General features: G+C 67.5%; 19 protein-coding genes. 8 read left to right on the top strand and 11 right to left on the bottom strand.

Translation table 11 applies throughout. The features are described 5' to 3' along the window. The first annotated feature begins 45 nt into the window (after positions 1–45). Positions 46–2,343, top strand: coding sequence for a heavy metal translocating P-type ATPase (locus BLS42_RS14020; protein ID WP_090582148.1), 2,298 nt, complete (start codon positions 46–48; stop codon positions 2,341–2,343). 27 nt (positions 2,344–2,370) lie between these two features. On the opposite strand, the gene BLS42_RS14015 is transcribed toward BLS42_RS14020, so the two are convergent. Then, positions 2,371–2,643: a DUF2277 domain-containing protein gene (locus BLS42_RS14015; RefSeq protein WP_069950057.1), complete on the bottom strand. Its 273-nt coding sequence runs from the start codon at positions 2,641–2,643 to the stop codon at positions 2,371–2,373. A gap of 96 nt (positions 2,644–2,739) precedes the next feature. Beyond that, entirely contained in the window at positions 2,740–3,693 is a 954-nt protein-coding gene (locus tag BLS42_RS14010) for an EamA family transporter (RefSeq protein ID WP_090582276.1), read from the bottom strand. Positions 3,694–3,908: 215 nt separating this feature from the next. Here BLS42_RS14010 and BLS42_RS14005 point away from each other — a divergent pair, with 215 nt between their 5' ends. After that, positions 3,909–4,451, top strand: coding sequence for a CGNR zinc finger domain-containing protein (locus BLS42_RS14005; protein WP_090582146.1), 543 nt, complete (start codon positions 3,909–3,911; stop codon positions 4,449–4,451). Positions 4,452–4,580: 129 nt separating this feature from the next. Here BLS42_RS14005 and BLS42_RS14000 read toward each other — a convergent pair whose 3' ends face one another. From BLS42_RS14000 to BLS42_RS13990, 3 genes are all read right to left on the bottom strand, one after another. Beyond that, complete coding sequence (locus tag BLS42_RS14000) at positions 4,581–4,943, bottom strand: hypothetical protein (RefSeq protein WP_090582144.1); 363 nt, start codon at positions 4,941–4,943, stop codon at positions 4,581–4,583. 84 nt (positions 4,944–5,027) lie between these two features. Then, entirely contained in the window at positions 5,028–5,621 is a 594-nt protein-coding gene (locus BLS42_RS13995; RefSeq protein ID WP_090582142.1) for a hypothetical protein, read from the bottom strand. A gap of 87 nt (positions 5,622–5,708) precedes the next feature. Beyond that, positions 5,709–7,064 carry an MATE family efflux transporter gene (locus BLS42_RS13990; protein ID WP_176803434.1) on the bottom strand — a complete coding sequence of 452 codons (1,356 nt, stop codon included), beginning with the start codon at positions 7,062–7,064 and terminating at the stop codon, positions 5,709–5,711. Between the two features lie 149 nt (positions 7,065–7,213). On the opposite strand from BLS42_RS13990, the gene BLS42_RS13985 reads away from it, so the two are divergent. Continuing rightward, entirely contained in the window at positions 7,214–7,648 is a 435-nt protein-coding gene (locus tag BLS42_RS13985; protein ID WP_090582141.1) for a DoxX family protein, read from the top strand. Positions 7,649–7,821: 173 nt separating this feature from the next. After that, positions 7,822–8,796: an acyl-CoA thioesterase gene (locus tag BLS42_RS13980; RefSeq protein WP_090582139.1), complete on the top strand. Its 975-nt coding sequence runs from the start codon at positions 7,822–7,824 to the stop codon at positions 8,794–8,796. A 6-nt stretch (positions 8,797–8,802) separates the two neighbouring features. Here the strand turns inward: BLS42_RS13980 and dnaB are convergent, their stop codons facing one another. After that, the gene (gene dnaB, locus BLS42_RS13975; protein ID WP_090582137.1) at positions 8,803–10,191 is read right to left on the bottom strand and encodes a replicative DNA helicase; all 1,389 of its coding nucleotides are present in this window, start codon (positions 10,189–10,191) and stop codon (positions 8,803–8,805) included. 705 nt (positions 10,192–10,896) lie between these two features. Here dnaB and BLS42_RS13970 point away from each other — a divergent pair. Next, positions 10,897–11,364, top strand: coding sequence for a hypothetical protein (locus tag BLS42_RS13970; RefSeq protein WP_090582135.1), 468 nt, complete (start codon positions 10,897–10,899; stop codon positions 11,362–11,364). Positions 11,365–11,367: 3 nt separating this feature from the next. After that, positions 11,368–11,940 carry a hypothetical protein gene (locus tag BLS42_RS13965; protein ID WP_090582133.1) on the top strand — a complete coding sequence of 191 codons (573 nt, stop codon included), beginning with the start codon at positions 11,368–11,370 and terminating at the stop codon, positions 11,938–11,940. A gap of 46 nt (positions 11,941–11,986) precedes the next feature. Here BLS42_RS13965 and BLS42_RS13960 read toward each other — a convergent pair whose 3' ends face one another. Continuing rightward, the gene (locus tag BLS42_RS13960) at positions 11,987–12,616 is read right to left on the bottom strand and encodes an FMN reductase (RefSeq protein WP_090582131.1); all 630 of its coding nucleotides are present in this window, start codon (positions 12,614–12,616) and stop codon (positions 11,987–11,989) included. 141 nt (positions 12,617–12,757) lie between these two features. Between BLS42_RS13960 and BLS42_RS13955 the strand changes: the two genes are divergently transcribed. Then, positions 12,758–13,180, top strand: a complete 423-nt coding sequence (locus tag BLS42_RS13955) for a DUF1801 domain-containing protein (protein WP_090582129.1) — start codon at positions 12,758–12,760, stop codon at positions 13,178–13,180. A gap of 145 nt (positions 13,181–13,325) precedes the next feature. Here BLS42_RS13955 and rplI read toward each other — a convergent pair whose 3' ends face one another. From rplI to rpsF, 4 genes are all read right to left on the bottom strand, one after another. After that, positions 13,326–13,778, bottom strand: a complete 453-nt coding sequence (gene rplI, locus BLS42_RS13950; protein ID WP_090582127.1) for a 50S ribosomal protein L9 — start codon at positions 13,776–13,778, stop codon at positions 13,326–13,328. Between the two features lie 17 nt (positions 13,779–13,795). Further along, complete coding sequence (rpsR, locus tag BLS42_RS13945; protein ID WP_003800144.1) at positions 13,796–14,035, bottom strand: 30S ribosomal protein S18; 240 nt, start codon at positions 14,033–14,035, stop codon at positions 13,796–13,798. Positions 14,036–14,160: 125 nt separating this feature from the next. Further along, complete coding sequence (locus tag BLS42_RS13940; RefSeq protein ID WP_090582125.1) at positions 14,161–14,736, bottom strand: single-stranded DNA-binding protein; 576 nt, start codon at positions 14,734–14,736, stop codon at positions 14,161–14,163. A 55-nt stretch (positions 14,737–14,791) separates the two neighbouring features. Beyond that, complete coding sequence (gene rpsF / locus BLS42_RS13935; protein WP_090582123.1) at positions 14,792–15,097, bottom strand: 30S ribosomal protein S6; 306 nt, start codon at positions 15,095–15,097, stop codon at positions 14,792–14,794. A 273-nt stretch (positions 15,098–15,370) separates the two neighbouring features. On the opposite strand from rpsF, the gene BLS42_RS13930 reads away from it, so the two are divergent. Further along, entirely contained in the window at positions 15,371–16,054 is a 684-nt protein-coding gene (locus tag BLS42_RS13930; protein WP_090582121.1) for a DUF1345 domain-containing protein, read from the top strand. The last annotated feature ends 5 nt before the right edge of the window (positions 16,055–16,059 follow it).

Here is a 16,059-nt window from a genome sequence, read left to right as displayed (position 1 = left end):
CCGTGGGACGGCACAAAGCGAATCGACCGGGAAAAGAAGGGCGCCGTGAGCAGCGAGCAGTTGTTGGACCAGGCCGGAAGCCGCCTCATTGACCTCGATATCGAGGGCATGACCTGCGCCTCCTGCGTCAACCGGGTCGAGCGCAGGCTCGGAAAGCTCGACGGCGTCGAAGCGAGCGTCAACCTCCCCCTCGAGACCGCCCGTGTCAGCGTCCCGGCGGACATTACCGACGACCAGATCACCGCCACGGTCGCGGCCGCGGGCTACAAGGCCACGATCCGGTCCCCCCGGCACCCGAGCACACCGGTTGAGCCCGCAGAAATCCCGTCCAGCACCGGGGTTCCGACCAGTTCAGCTGCACCCTCGCTCCGCCCGCGGCTCGTCGTGGCAGCCACCCTCACCGTGCCGGTGTTCGCGATCTCGATGATCCCGGCGCTGCAGTTCCCGAACTGGGGCTGGGCGGCCGCCGTCCTTGCCCTTCCGGTGGTCGCTTGGGCGGCCTGGCCGTTTCACCGCGCCGCGGCCGCCAACGCCCGGCACCTGGCTTCGACCATGGACACCCTGGTCTCAATCGGCGTGATTGCTGCCTACGCGTTCTCTGCCGGCCAGCTCCTTGCCGACCCGCGTATGACCGAACACCCGGCAGCGGAGGGCATGGGCTCCGGCGCCCTGTACTTCGAGGTCGCATCCGTGGTCACCACGTTTCTCCTGCTCGGCCGCTACCTGGAGGCCAGCGCCAAACGGAAGGCAGGCGACGCCCTCAGGGCACTGCTGGACCTGGGGGCAAAAGACGCGACGGTCCTGCGCGGCGGCACTGAGCATAAGATCCCGGCCGATCAGCTGGCCGTCGGAGATGTGATCGTGGTCCGCCCCGGCGAGAAGATCGCCACCGACGGCGTGGTCATCGACGGCTCCTCTGCCGTGGACGCCTCCCTCGTGACCGGCGAATCCGTGCCGGTGGAAGTTGGCCCGGACAGCCAGGTCACCGGGGCCACCATCAACACCTCCGGCTGGCTCCTGGTCCGTGCCACCCGCGTCGGGTCCGAAACCACCCTGGCCCAGATGGGCCGCCTCGTCTCTGCGGCGCAGACGGGGAAAGCACCCATCGCCCGGCTCGCAGACCGCATCAGCGCCGTCTTCGTGCCGGTCGTCCTGGCCATCGCCGCCCTCACCTTCGGGGCCTGGCTGATGGCGGCCGGACCGGCCATGGGCCCCGACGAGGTCCGGGCCGCCTTCACCGCCGCCGTCGCCGTACTGGTCATCGCGTGCCCCTGCGCCCTGGGGCTGGCCACGCCGGTCGGGCTCCTCACCGGAACCGGCCGCGGCGCCCAGCTCGGCATCCTGATCAAGGGGCCGCAGATCCTTGAAGACACCCGCATGGTGGACACGATCCTGCTGGACAAGACCGGAACCGTCACCACCGGCCACCTTGCCGTGGACGGCCTCCAGAGCTTCGGACCGCACCGCGATGCCGAGGTCCTGCGCCTCGCGGGGGCGGTGGAAAATGCCTCCGAGCACCCGATCGCCCGGGCCATCGCCACTGCGGCATTGGCTGCGGAGCGCTTGAACAACGACGTCGCCGGTCTCCCCGCCGTCGCCGGCTTCCGTTCCGCGCCCGGCGGCGGCGTCCAGGGCACCGTGGACGGCCGGCTCGTAGCCGCGGGGCGCACCGGCTGGCTGCAGGAGCTCGGCATCGCCCCGGCCCCGGCACAGCGGGAGGCGCTGGGCGCTGCCGAAGACTCGGGCGCCACGGCCATCTGGGTTGCCGTGGACGGCGTAACCGCCGGCATCATCCGGCTGCGGGACACCGTCAAGCCCGGCTCCGCAGCCGCGGTCACCCGGCTCCGGGAACTCGGGCTCCGGCCGATCCTGCTGACCGGCGACAACGCCGCGGTGGCCGCGCAGGTGGCGGCCGCCGTCGGGATCAGCCCGGACGACGTCTTCGCGGGTGTGCTCCCGGAGGGCAAGGTCGAGGCCGTCCGGAGGCTGCAGGCGGCGGGCGCCACTGTGGCGATGGCCGGGGACGGGGTCAACGACGCCGCGGCGCTGGCGCAGGCGGACCTGGGCATCGCCATGGGCTCCGGCACCGACGTCGCAATCGAGGCTGCCGATCTGACGGTGATGGGTAACGACCTCGGGCAGGTAGCGCAGGCGATCGAGCTCTCCCGCCGGACGCTGAGCACCATCAAGACGAACCTATTCTGGGCGTTCTTCTACAACGCCGTGGGCATCCCGGTGGCAGCCCTGGGCCTGCTCAACCCGATGATTGCCGGCGCCGCGATGGCCGCCAGCTCGGTGCTGGTGGTGGCCAACTCGCTGCGGCTGCGCAGCTTCGGCAGCTAAGCCGCAGCTTCGCCGGGCGCCCTTGCCTCAGGCTGCGCCAAAGCGGACGGCAGACCGGGCTTTGGCCTTGGCGGCTTCCTCCCCGCGGTCCTTTGCCGGAGCGTGGGTCACCAGGGAGTCGAGCAGATGCTGCGTGGCGTGGGCAATCTCATGCACAGCCCGGTTGAAGGCCTCTTCGTTGGCCTTGGACGGCTTGGTGCTGCCACTGATCTTGCGCACGTATTGCAGCGCCGCGGCCTCCACCTCGGCGGTGGTCGCGTGGGGCTCAAAATTGTGGAGGGTCCGGATGTTTCGGCACATATCTCCATGCTAGGTGCCTTCGGGCCCGGGAACGAGGGCCCACGGTGTGAAAGCTTGCACCTGGCAGGCACGCTGCGAAGTAAGGCTCGCGGCGGCTTACGGCACGGGCTCGCAGTCGTTCGCATGGTCCAGCGCTGCCGCACCGGTGCCGGACGGGGCCCGGAGCTCGTCCAGCCGGACCAGCACCACCCCGCCGACGATCAGCAGCCCGCCAAGGAGCTGGATGGGCCCGGGCAGTTCGCCGAGCAGCAGCCACGCCCAGATGACGGCGAACAGCACCTCGGTGAGCGAGACAAAGGACGCGACTTTCGAGCCAAGAGCCCGCGCGGCGACAATTCCGGACACGTACGCCACCACAGTGGCCAAGACCACGAGGCCGCCCAGCGCCACCCACCACGGCGTAACCCAGGGGCCCAGGCGGGTGTCGGCGGTGCTGAAGGCCATCGGCAGCAGCCCGGTTGCCGCGGTCAGCCACATGACGATCGCGCCCACCATGAGCCCGCCGGAGGCCAAGACGATGGGAGGGAGGGTGTCGTTTTCCTTGGCGGTGATGAAGAAGTAGATGGCGAGGCAGACGGCGGCCGCGATCCCCCACAGCACGCCGATGAAGTCGACCTTCACGGCTCCCGTGAGGTCCAGGACCAGGACCAGCCCGCCGAGGGAGAGGAGAGTGCCGGCAATGGTCAGTGGCCGGGGCCGTTTCCGGCTGACGGCCCACAGCCAGAGCACGATCAAGACCGGCGCGAGGTACTCCAGCAGCAGGGCGACGCCGACGGAGAGCCGGGACACGGCGTTGAAGTAGAAGAGCTGGCAGGCGGCGACGCCGATGAATCCGAACAGCATGACGGTCAGCCAATTGTCGCGGAGCTGGTGCCACCGCCCGCGCAGGGCGGCTATTGCGGGGATGGCCAGAATCAGGGCCGCGCCCGTAAGCCGGGCCGTGACGGCCGCGCCGGGTGTCCAGCCGGTTTCCAGGAGCGCCTTGGCGAATGAGCCGGAGAGCCCGAACACCGCTGACGAAAACAGGGCGACGCCCAGGCCCGAGGCCATGAAGCCCGATGCCGCGCCGGCCCTCTTGGCCGCCTGCGTGGCACCGGGCCTCGCGCCCTGCGTGGCGCTGCCCGGTTCGGAGGCAGGCCGCTGGGCGGCAAGGTCTCGTACCGGGGCGGCGACGGGGCGTTGGGGGGCAGACACAGCAATCTCCTGTCAGGAGTAAAATAGGGTTATGCTCATGACATTACGCCCGGACGAGGTAAGGAGTCAAGATGGTTTTTGCCCCTGACACGGAAGTTGCCCTGCGTTCTGTGGTCAACCTCATCAACACCGCGGCCAACGGCGAGGAACAGTTGGCCACCGGCAAGGATCTGGACGACTTCCTGGCGGCCGAGGGTTTCACCGGCTCCCGGACCCGGGACGAGGCCGAGCTGGCAAGCGTGCGGCGCCTGCGCAGCGAGCTCGGCGAGCTCTGGCTGGCGGACGAGGCCGCTGCCGCGGAGACCGTGAACCGGCTGCTCCGGGAGGCCCGTGCGCTGCCCCAGCTGGTCAAGCATGATCCCTGGGACTGGCACTTGCACGCCACCACCCCGGAGGCCCCGCTGGCCGACCGGATGAGTACGGAGGCGGCCATGGCGATCGTTGACGTGATCCGCAGCAAGGAAATGGACCGCCTGCTGGTGTGCGCCGCGGACGACTGCGACGCCGTCGTGCTGGATCTGAGCCGCAACCGCTCGAAGCGCTACTGCGACACGGGCAACTGTGCCAACCGCGCACACGTGGCCGCGTACCGGGCCCGTAAAGCCGCGTCCTGACGGCGACGGCCCCGGGCTGAGGCCTGCGGTGCTAGGCCTGCGGTATTAGGCCTGCGGTATTAGGTCCGCGGTATTAGGTCTGCGGTATTAGGCCTGCGGTATTAGGCCTGCGGTATTAGGCCTGCGGTATTAGGCCTGCGGGCCGCCGTCACGGGAATCGCCGGGGCCGGCCTCGGGGCGGGGCTGCGCTGACGGGCCGCCGTGGCCGGAGGGCGTGCGCTTGGAACTGAGGTTAACGCCGGAGCCCTTGCCCAGGTCCTCGGGGTTGTCCTTGTGGCTCATCGCGAGCATGGCGGCCACCACCAGGATCACGATGAAGGCGATCCCGGCGCCGATCAACGCGAGGTCGAACCGGGGTGAGCGGGCGCTGCCGCCCGAGGCGAAGATCAGGACGCCGAAGAACACCACCACGGCCCAGAACGCGGAGAACATGAGCGGTCCCTTGACCGAGGTCCGCAGGCTGCGGGGCGCTCCGGGTTTCTGCTGTGCCAACGTGTTTTCCTCCTGCAGCCCCCGCGGGGAAGCGTGGCTGTCTTGTTACCGCAATTGTTCTACGCCGGGTAGAACCTGTCCGTACTAGTTTACGGCCTCCGCGGAATCGCCCGGAGCATCATGGCGCAGGGTCAGGCCGGACAGCATCCACAGGACGCCGCTGATGATGGCCCCGCCGCCCGCAACGCCGAGGAGTGCGTGCGCGCCGAGGCCGATGAAGAACGGAAGCGCGATCGCAGTGCCCAGCCCGATCACGCCGGAGGCGATCCAGTCGCGGGCCAGCACTGACCGGCCACGGGCGATAACACCCGCGGACAGCTCCGCAGCGCCGGCCACGCCCAGGCCCACGGCCGCGATCGTTCCGAAGACGAGGGGGGCGGGGATCAGGGCTACGGCCGCGCCGGCTCCGGCCAGGGCTGCTCCGCCGGCGGAGAGGATCCTGCCGGCGCCCTCCCGCGGGCGGAACCCGGTCTTGGACACGGTCCAGATCATGACCACGCCGGTGGCCAGCAGGTAGAGGCCGCCGGCCCAGCCCATGCCGGCCTCGGACGGCGCGGCCCAGAACACGGTTACCGCGCCAAACACGAGCGCAACGGCCGCCCTGACAAGCACGGGCTTCCAGAGGTCGGCCGCCGCGCGGATGGCAGGGGTCGCGTCAGGGGCTGCGGGAAGAGTCACCCGTCCAGTTTAGTGCGAAGCCGCCGCTGCACGTGCCTGCCAGCCAGGCCGGCTCAGTGCGTGCCTGCCGGCACTTCCGGCCCAGCGTCACCGCACGCCCAGGACCATCCAGCGGTCCGTCCGGGCCCGGAGGCCCAGCGTCAGCGCGCGCGCGGCCATGTAGCCCAGGGAGAAGGCGGCCCACAGCCAGAGCAACCCCGCGCCGGCACCGGCGCCGGAATACCCCACAGCCAGCAGCAGCGGCAGGTAGGCCGCAAGATTGACGACGCCGGCGATCGCCAGATAGCGGGCGTCGCCCGCCCCGATGAGGACGCCGTCGAGGACGAAGACGTAACCGGGCAGCGGCTGCCCGGCGGCGAGCACCCAAAGGGCGAGCGTCAGCGCCCCCCGGACTTCGGCGTCGGACGTGAAGAGGGCGCCCGCCCACGGCGCCGCCGCAGCCAGGAGGATCCCGGTCAGGACGCCGAAGCCGAGCCCCCACCGCGTCATGGTGCGCGTCAGCGCGCGTGCCGCGACCGGCCGGGCCGCGCCGAGTTCCTTGCCGATCAAGGCCTGGGCCGCGATCGCCAGGGCGTCCAGCGCGAAGGCGAAGAACGTGAAGATGGTCATGGCCAGCTGGTGTGCGGCCAGATTGACGGGACCTTGGGCGGTGACCACCACCACTGTGGCAAGAATCGCGATGCGAAGGCTCAGCGTGCGCAGCATCAGCCAGGAGCCCACCTTGGTCAGAGCCCGGACGCCGCGCCAGTCCGGCCGCAGGGGCACCCCGTTGTTGCGGGCGTTGCGCCGGACCATCAGCACATACACCGCCGCCATGGCCCACTGCGCGATGCTCGTGCCAACGGCCGAGCCGGTCACTGACCAGCCCAGCCCGTAGACGAGGACCAGGTTCAGCACGATGTTCAGCGTGAACCCGGCGGCGGCGACGATCAGCGGGGTCCGGGTGTCCTGGAGTCCGCGCAGCACTCCGGTGCCCGCGAAGATGAGCAGCATCGCCACGAGGCCGGGCATAGACCCTCGCAGGTAGTCCACGGCAAACCCGTGCACCTCACCGCGGGCGCCCATCAGCTCCAGGACCGGCCCGGCGGCCAGGAACCCGGCGGCCGCCAGGCCGAGTCCCAGCAGGAGCGCCAGCCACAGGCCGTCGCGCCCGGCGGCGAGGGCCTTTGCCAGCTGGCCGTTGCCGATGGCCCGCGCCACTGCCGGCGTCGTGGAGTAGGCGAGGAACACCATGAGTCCGACTGCCGTGTGAAGGACCGCCGAGGCCAGCCCCACCCCGGCCAGCTCGGCCACGCCGAGATGGCCCACAATTGCCGAATCCGCGAGCAGAAACAGCGGCTCCGCGATCAGCGCACCGAAGGCCGGCACGGCCAGGCGCAGGATCTCCCGCCGGTGCCCTGTAGACGGCGGCAGGGTCGTGGACAGCGGAGGGGAAGGATGCACAGCTTAACCCTAGCCGGGCCCATGCAGCGACGCCGCGCGACTTTTAGTTGACATTTCAACTAAATGTCGGGAAGACTTGATCTTGACCGCAACCGAAGCCGCGGCGGCAAGACAGCCGCGACGCCTCCTAATTACGAAACGGTATTTCCATGAATCAGCCCGCCCTGACCACCTCCGCCCGAACCGTCCTGCGCGTCATCGCAGGCTTCCTGTTCGCCGCCCACGGCTGGCAGAAGTTCTACGAGTTCACCATCCCCGGCACGCAGGCCGCCTTCACCCAGATGGGCGTTCCAGCGGCGCAAGTTGCCGCCCCGGTGATCGCGACCCTGGAACTGGTCGGCGGCATCGCCCTGATCCTGGGCGTCCTGACCCGCGTGTTCGCCGTGCTGCTCGCCGTGGACATGCTCGGCGCCCTGTTCCTGGTCCACGCCTCCGCTGGAGTGTTCGCCGCTACCGGCGGCTACGAACTCGTCCTGATCCTTGCCGCCGCCGCCCTGGCTGTGGCCCTGGTCGGCGCGGGCAAAGTCTCCGTGGACAAGGTGCTGTTCGGCCGCGCCAACTCGAAGCTCCGCGTCCTCGCCTAAGGCATTGACGGCATAGAGCGCGCTCACGACATATAGCGCGCGACGGCGGGCGGTCACCTTCTGGTGGCCGCCCGCCGTCGCTTGTCTCCGGGTATGGCGGGGTTATGGCGTGCCGGACAGCGATTGTGTCGCCGGCCAGCGGCTCCTGCCTGCCCTTTCAGTAAACTCGCAGCATGAGCGAGAACGCGCCCAATTCCGTGACCCTGCGCTTCCTGGCGGCCCCCACCGATGTCGGCCACAGCGGCTCGGTCGACGCCGGCACCGTGCTCGAGTGGGTGGACAAGGCGGCCTATGCCGCCGCCGTCGGCTGGGCAAAGTCCTACTGCGTCACGGCCTACGTGGGGAACATCCACTTCGCGGACCCGGTCAACAGCGGCGACATGGTGGAGGTCGAGGCCACGATCGTGTACACCGGGCGCTCCTCGATGCATATCCGCACCGTCGTGTCCTCAGGCGATCCCAAGGGCGGACCTGCCACCATGCGCAGCCAGTGCATCGTGATCTTCGTGGCCGTCGGCGCGGACGGCAAGCCCATCCCGGTGCCGCAGTTTGAACCCCTGACGCCGGAAGAAATCGGACAGCGGGACGACGCGCTGGCCCGGATCAAGGTCCGCGAGGACATCGTCCAGGCCATGAGCGGACAGGAATACACCGATGCCGGCACGGCAGAGCGCGTGGTGCTGCGGTTCATGGCGGCGCCCACGGACGTGAACTGGGGCGGCAAGGTCCATGGCGGCATCGTCATGAAGTGGATCGACGAGGCCGCCTACGTCTGCGCCTCCCGGTACTGCGGGAAGGACACCGTGGCCGTGTTCTCCGGCGGCGTGCGGTTCTACCGGCCGCTGCTGATCGGCCACGTCGTGGAGGTGGAGGCCCGGCTGGTCTATACGGGGACCAAGGGCATGCACATCGCCGTCCACGTCCGGTCCGGGGACCCCAAGGGGCGCGAGCTGAACCTCACCACCTACTGCCTGACGGTCATGGTAGCCCGCGACGAGACCGGCACCTCGGTCCCGATTCCGCAGTGGGTGCCGGTCTCCGGGGAAGACAACCGGCTCCACGCTCACGCCCGCGAGCTGCTGGAAATCCGCGGCCGGGCGCCGGGGAACCGGCTGCCCAACCACCTGCTGGCGGCAGGCGAGGGCTAGGGCCGGCTAGAAGCCGCCGCCACCACCACCGGCGTCGGCCGCCATATTGGCAAACCGCGAGTAGTGGCCCTGGAAGGCCACCACAATGTCCTTTGTGGGGCCGTTACGGTGCTTGGCGATCAGGATGTCCGCCTCGCCGGCGCGCGGGGACTCCTTGTCATAGACGTCCTCGCGGTGCAACAGGATCACCATGTCGGCATCCTGCTCGATGGAGCCGGATTCGCGCAGGTCCGAGACCATGGGGCGCTTGTCCTGGCGCTGCTCGGAGCCACGGTTCAGCTGCGACAGCGCGATCACCGGCACCTGGAGTTCCTTGGCCAGGAGCTTCAGGGCGCGGGAGAACTCGGAGACTTCCTGCTGGCGGGATTCCACCTTCTTGCCCGAGCTCATGAGCTGCAGGTAGTCCAGGATCACCAGCTTGAGGTCATGCTGCTGCTTCAGGCGCCGGCACTTGGCACGGATTTCCATCAGCGACATGTTGGGGCTGTCATCGATGAACAGCGGGGCATCGTTCATGCGGCCCATGGTGGTGGCGATCTTGGACCACTGCTCGTCCTTGATGGTGCCCTTGCGGAGGTCCTGGAGACCGATGGTGGCCTCGGCGGACAGCAGGCGCATGGCGATCTCGTTGCGGCCCATTTCGAGGGAAAACATGACGGTCGCGAGGTTGTTCTTGATGGCGGCCGAGCGGGCGAAGTCCAGCGCGAACGTGGACTTGCCGACGGCCGGGCGGGCGGCGATGACGATCATCTGGCCCGGGTGCAGGCCGTGGGTCAGTTCATCGAGCTCATAGAAGCCGGTGGGCACGCCCACCATGCCCTCGCCGCGGTGGCCCGAGGCCTCGATCTCGTCAACAGTGGATTCCATGACGTCCTTGAGGACCACATAGTCCTCCGCGGTCCGGCGTTCGGCGACGGCGTAGACCTCGGCCTGGGCCTGGTTGACGAGGTCTTCGACCTCGCCGTCCTGCCCGTAGCCGAGCTGGACAATCTTGGTGCCGGCGTTGACAAGGCGGCGCAGGACCGCGCGTTCGCCCACGATTTCGGCGTAATAACCGGCGTTAGCGGCCGTGGGGACGGTCTGGATGAGTTCGTGCAGGTAGGCGGGGCCGCCGATCCTGTTGATTTCGCCGCGCTTGGTCAGCTCGTCCGAGACCGTCACGGCGTCCGCGGGTTCGCCCCGGCCGTAGAGGTCGATGATGGCCTCGTAGATGGTTTCGTGCGCCGGACGGTAGAAGTCCTGGCCACGCAGGATCTCGACGACGTCGGCGATGGCGTCCTTGGACAGCATCATGCCGCCCAGGACTGACTGCTCCGCGGGGATGTCCTGCGGGGGCTTGCGGCTGCCCTCGCCTCCCCGCGTACCCTCGACTGAGTCCAGATGCGTAACTGACAAAACTGCCGTCCTTCATTGTGTGCCGTGGCGGCTATCCGTTCGCCACGGCGCGTATGCCCAGTGCCGTAATGCCCTGTGCGTTAATACCCAGTGCCTTAGTACCCAGTGCCGTGCTGCCCAACTGCCGTGATGCCCAGCGGCCAACCCGGCACATGCCGGCCGCTCAATTCGTATCAGTCAGCTCCGACAGTTCGCGCCGGTCCGGCGCACCGCCGTTGTCCACAGCGTTGGAGCGGCCGCGTGGCACCGGGATCCGGGGCGGGGTGCTGGTTGGCATCACCCGGCGACCGCAAGATTTCCGCTTCCCAGGCCCGATACCCTGCAACGTTATCCGCCGATCGGTCAGGCACCAACCCGGCAGCCCCGCCCTCCTGTGGATAACCTGTGCACTAGTGCCTGATGCTTGTGCACAGTCTGTGGGTAGAGCTGTGGATAGAAGAAAAGTTAAGCCAGCAATCCGTTGTTGACCTGCGGAAACATTGGATTCATCTTGTGGACACAAAACATTTTCCGCCAAGCTTCATCCACAGCCTGCACCTTGCGGCTGGGGATACACTGCGGCCCCGGAGGCCACATTTGTCGCCGGATATGCGCATTTTGTGATCGGACTCATGCCACCGCGCCGAATTGACGCCGGCCACGGCGCACTGTAGGCGTGGTGGCGAACATGCTGTGGATAACCGCAATCTGGCATAAGCTCTAAATATGGGCGATGTACTGGTAGTCATGTTGCCTGCCCTCATTCTGACGGCGGTGCTGTGGGCGGTGACCGCAGCCCTGAAGCCGCGGAATTTCGGCATCTCCGACGCCGAGCGCTACCAGCGGGAACTGGCGGTAAAGTCCCTGGCCCACTACGCGGCGCAGGTCCAGGCTGCCGAGGCCGCCCGCGCCCGGGTTGAAGCGACCACACGCCCCAGCCAGAACTCCCAGCAGAAGTCGCAGCAGGCCGACAACACCCGCTCCGCGCTGCTGGCCAAGATCGGCTCCGCCCCCTCACGGACCCGCCACGGCCACGAGGACGCCCTGCTCGCCGTCGGACACCTGAGTCCCCAACTCCTCCTACAGCTCCAGTCACTGGCCCGCGACGGCCAGAAGACGAAGGCAGCCCGGCTGCTGCGGCAGTCGACCCACACGGACTTCAAGACCGCAAAGAATTACGTAGATCGGCTCTAGCACATGGATTCCCTGCTCATTCCCGTACTGATCCTGGTGCTCGTGGCCGCTGGCGTGTTGCTGGCGGTCCGCGTCTGGAGCCGCCGCGGCGAACGCTCCAGGCCGGCACCCATGCCACAGCCGGGCCCCGATTCGGCGGAGCTGGCGCGTGCGGCGGCCGCCAGGCTCACCCAGGACCAGCACCGGCGGCTATACGCGCTGATCGCGCAGGGGCAGGCGATGACCGCCATCAAGGTATACCTCGAGGCCACAGGCGAGGGCCTGCGTGCGTCCCGCGACGCCGTCGCGGCACTGGCGGCGCACCCTCAGCCGTTCCGCGCCCCGGAGGCCGCGCCGGAGGCCATTCCGGACGAGGACGACGCGCCGCAGCGTTTCGCATACCGCTACCGCGCGATCGCCAGCAAGGGTGATGTCACGCGCGAGGTGAGCAGCAACATGCTCAATGATGAGATCTACGGGCGGATCCGCACCCTGGCCAAGAGCGGCGACACCGAGGCCGCCGCGACAGCCCTGACCCGCCATTCGGATATTTCCATGAAGCAGGCCAGGGAATTCATCGCACTGCTCGGTGACTGAGCACACAAAGTCCGGGGCCAGCCCGGTCCGTTCCGCGCGGCAGTCCCTACCGCTGGGCTGAGATCCCGGCGAGCAGCTGCTCAAACGGCAGGGACTCCAGCGCTGCCGGCTTCTGCTGCGGCCCTGAGTCCTGCAGCAGGCGGACAAACTCCCCCGCCGCCCGGTCCACGCGCACCGAGAGCGGCGAGCCGCCGTCGTCGTCGTTGTTTCCCCAGTCCTGCGGTCCGGCGAAGACCGCGGTGGCGGCGATCCGGGTGCGCAGGTAGGTGAAGAGCGGCCGCATCGCGAAGTCCAGCACCATCTGGTGCCGGTCGGTGCCGGCGGTGGCCCCGAGCAGGACCGCCTTGCCTTCCAGCGCCTTGGGGTCGAGCACGTCGATGAAGGACTTGAAAAGCCCGCTGTAGGATGCGCTGAACACGGGGCTGACGGCGATCAAGCCGTCAGAGGCCTCGACGCCGGCGATCACCCCGGCCAGCCGCGGAGCCGCATAGCCGGTCACGAAGTTGTTGGCGATGTCCACGGCGAGGTCCCGCAGCTCCACGACCTCGACGTCCACGGCGTAACCGGCCGCGGCGAGCTGCCGTTCGGCCGAGGCCGCCAGCTGGTCCGCCAGCAGGCGGCTCGACGAGGGGACGCCGAGTCCGGCGGAGATAACGGTGATACGGCGGGTTTCCACGGAATGCTCCTCAGTTGAATCCAGGTCAGCAACGCCATTACATGCGTTTGCATCTACCTCTACAAAGCGGCGGGTGCAAGGATTTATTCCCGGACACACGCCTTGCCTGACAGGAGCGCCGCGCTCTGCCAAACTGCCCTCATGGCTGAAAACAAAACGCACGCAACCGGCGCGTCGGTGGAGGAGTTCCTGGCAGCCGTCGAGCATCCGGTCCGGCGCGGCGACGGGTTCCGTCTACTGGCGCTGATGTCCGAAATCACGGGGGAGCCAGCGCAAATGTGGGGCCCGACGATTGTGGGGTTCGGCCGTTACCACTACAAATACGCAAGCGGCCGGGAGGGCGATGCCGCGGCGGTCGGATTCTCCCCCCGGAAATCCAGCCTGTCACTCTATGGCCTCACGTACGGGCCAGAGGCCGCCGAACTGCTCGTCAAGCTGGGCAAGCACAAGCTCGGTGCCGGCTGCCTGTACGTCAACAAGCTCGACGACGTCGACGAGGCCGTGCTGGCGGAACTGGTCCGGCTCGGCTACCGGCATGTCACCACGATGCCGCACCACGCCTAATTGCAGCCGGCCAAGTACAGCCCACCCCGCGCAGGGTCTTACTGGCCGGCTTACGCGGTTAAAGCGGAAGGCCCCCGACTTCGGTCCCTCAGAGAGGTCCGGAGGCGGGGGCCTTCCAGCAGTTCAGGACTGCAGCCGGTGAGGGCTACTTGCCTGCGACTACGTCGAGTTCGATCACAGCGGAAACGTCGTCGTGCAGACGGACGTTTGCCTGGTATGAACCGGTCGACTTGATGTGTGCCGGCAGTTCAACCTTGCGCTTGTCGATGCGGCCCAGGCCAGCGGCCTCAACAGCGTCGGCCACGTCGCCCTGCTTGACGGTGCCGAACAGGCGACCGGTTGCGCCAGCCTTGACGATCAGCTTGACCGGCTTGGAGGAGAGTGCAGCGGCCTGCTTCTGAGCGTCTTCCAGGGAAGCGTGCTCGCGGGCAACGCGAGCAGCCTTGATGGACTCAACCTGCTTCTCGCCACCCTTGGACCAGGTCAGGGCGAAGTTGCGGGGCAGCAGGTAGTTACGTGCGTAACCGTCCTTGACCTCGACAACATCGCCAGCAGCACCGAGACCGGTTACTTCGTGGGTCAGAATGAGCTTTGCCATGTTAGTTAATCCCTTCCTTAGCCGCGGCCAGCGCCGGAGTAAGGCAGCAGAGCAACTTCGCGGGCGTTCTTGATTGCCTGGGCGATCTTGCGCTGTTCCTGCACCGTGACGCCAGTGACGCGACGGGCGCGGATCTTTCCGCGGTCGGAGATGAACTTGCGCAGCAATGCTACGTCCTTGTAGTCGATGACAGTGATGTCAGCGGCCTTCAAGGGGTTGGACTTTGGTTTGGGCTTACGGAGTTCAGCCTTAGCCATCGTGGAGCTCCTATTCGATGGAGCCCGTGGATATTGATCCACGGGATGGTGGTGATCCGGCGCGGTCTGCACCCGGCCGCCTTGCGGCGTCCAGGCGGTTTTCGTTGCCGGACCTTAGATGTTGTTTAGAAGGGAGGTTCGGAATCCGGGCCGTTGCCCCAGCCGCCGCCCGCATTGCTGACCCCGGGCGTGGCCCACGGGTCTTCCTGCGCGGCGGGCTGGTTGCCGCCCCATGTTCCACCGGTGTTGCCGCCCTGGCTTGCACCCTGGCCGCCACCGAAGCCACCGCCGCTGTTGCCGCCGCCGAAGCCACCCTGTCCACCCTGACCGCCGGAGCGCTGGGTGCGGTTGACCTTGGCGTTGGCGTAGCGCAGGCTCGGGCCGATTTCGTCGACCTCGAGCTCGATAACGGTGCGCTTCTCGCCTTCTTTTGTTTCGTAGGAACGGCTCTTCAGGCGACCGGAGACGATCACGCGCATGCCCTTGGTCAGGGATTCGGCGACGTTTTCGGCTGCTTCGCGCCAGACCGACGCGCGGAGGAACAGGGTTTCCCCGTCCTTCCACTCATTGGACTGCCGGTCGAAGGTGCGGGGAGTAGAAGCGATGGTGAAATTCGCTACGGCCGAACCGGACGGTGTGAACCTGAGTTCGGGGTCATTGGTGAGGTTACCGATAACCGTGATAGTGGTTTCGCCTGCCATCTACTGCCTCCTTGTGCGTTCCTGCGGGGATGAAGATTGAAGGTTGGCCGCTGAATTACTCAGCAACAACTTTCTGCTCTTCGGGGCGGGTGATCTTGGTGCGCATGATGGTCTCGTTGAGACTCAGCTGGCGGTCAAGTTCTTTGGCGGTAGCCGGCTCAGAGGTGAAGTTCACCACGGCGTAGATACCTTCGGACTTCTTCTGGATTTCGTAAGCCAGGCGACGACGGCCCCAGATGTCAACCTTTTCGATGGTTCCACCATCGTTGGTGATGACGTTCAGGAACTTCTGAAGCGACGGCTCAACGGCACGCTCTTCGACCTCGGGGTCGATGATTACCATCAATTCGTAAGGACGCATATGTGAACCCACCTCCTTTGGGCTAAGCGGTTACGGCATTTCCGTAACAGGAGGTTCATTTGCGGTGTCATGCAATGCCCGGCCGCCGGAACGGAGGCAGGGCGCAGCACAGACTTCAATAGCTTAGTGCATCCGGACCGGTTTCTGCGATTCCTGATGGGGCCACGCTAGCCCCGGCCGGCCGGCGGCGGAACCGGACAGGCCGCTCATGTGGAAAACCGCCGCGCGACTGGCGGTCAGGGAAGGGCACGGAGACTGTGCCATGATCTGAAAATGGACACCAACACCGATGCCACCGCCGTGCCCCCACCGGTCCGCCGCAGCCGGCTGCGCTTCGCCGTCATGATGCTGGTCGGGGTGCTCGCCGCAACGGTCACCGGGCTGGCAGGGTACTGGGTGGAGGCCCCGGCGGCTGGCTGGTCCTGCGCCGCGGCATGCTACGTGATCTGGGTCTGGCTCGTGATCGGCCGGCTGGACCCCACCCAAACCATGGCTCACGCCACGGCGGAGGACCCGTCCCGCAGCGTCACCGACCTGCTGATCCTGGCCACGAACACGGCGAGCCTCGTCGCGGTGGCCGCCGTCATCATCGATTCGCACAGCTCCGACACCTGGGCGCGCTTCGGCGGCGGGCTTTTGGTGCTGTCCTCGGTGGCGCTGTCCTGGCTGCTGGTCCAGACCCTGTTCACGCTGCGTTATGCCGAGCTGTACTACAGCACCGACGCCCATGCGGGGGCGGCGGTTGGCGGGATCAACTTCAACCAGGCCGGCCCCCCGCAGTACACGGATTTCGCCTACCTCGCCACGAGCCTGGGAATGACTTACCAGGTCTCGGATACCGCCCTGGAAAACCACGGCGTGCGGGCCGAGGCCCTCAAGCACAGCCTGTTGTCGTATGTTTTCGGCACCGTCATCCTGGCCGCCACACTCAACCTCGTGGTCGGGTTGACCGTCTAGGGCCG

Origin of the sequence: Arthrobacter sp. ov407 (assembly GCF_900102895.1) — a bacterium.
Classification (GTDB): Bacteria; Actinomycetota; Actinomycetes; order Actinomycetales; family Micrococcaceae; genus Arthrobacter.
Note: the sequence above shows the minus strand (reverse complement) of the source record. Positions and strands in the feature narration are given on the sequence as shown.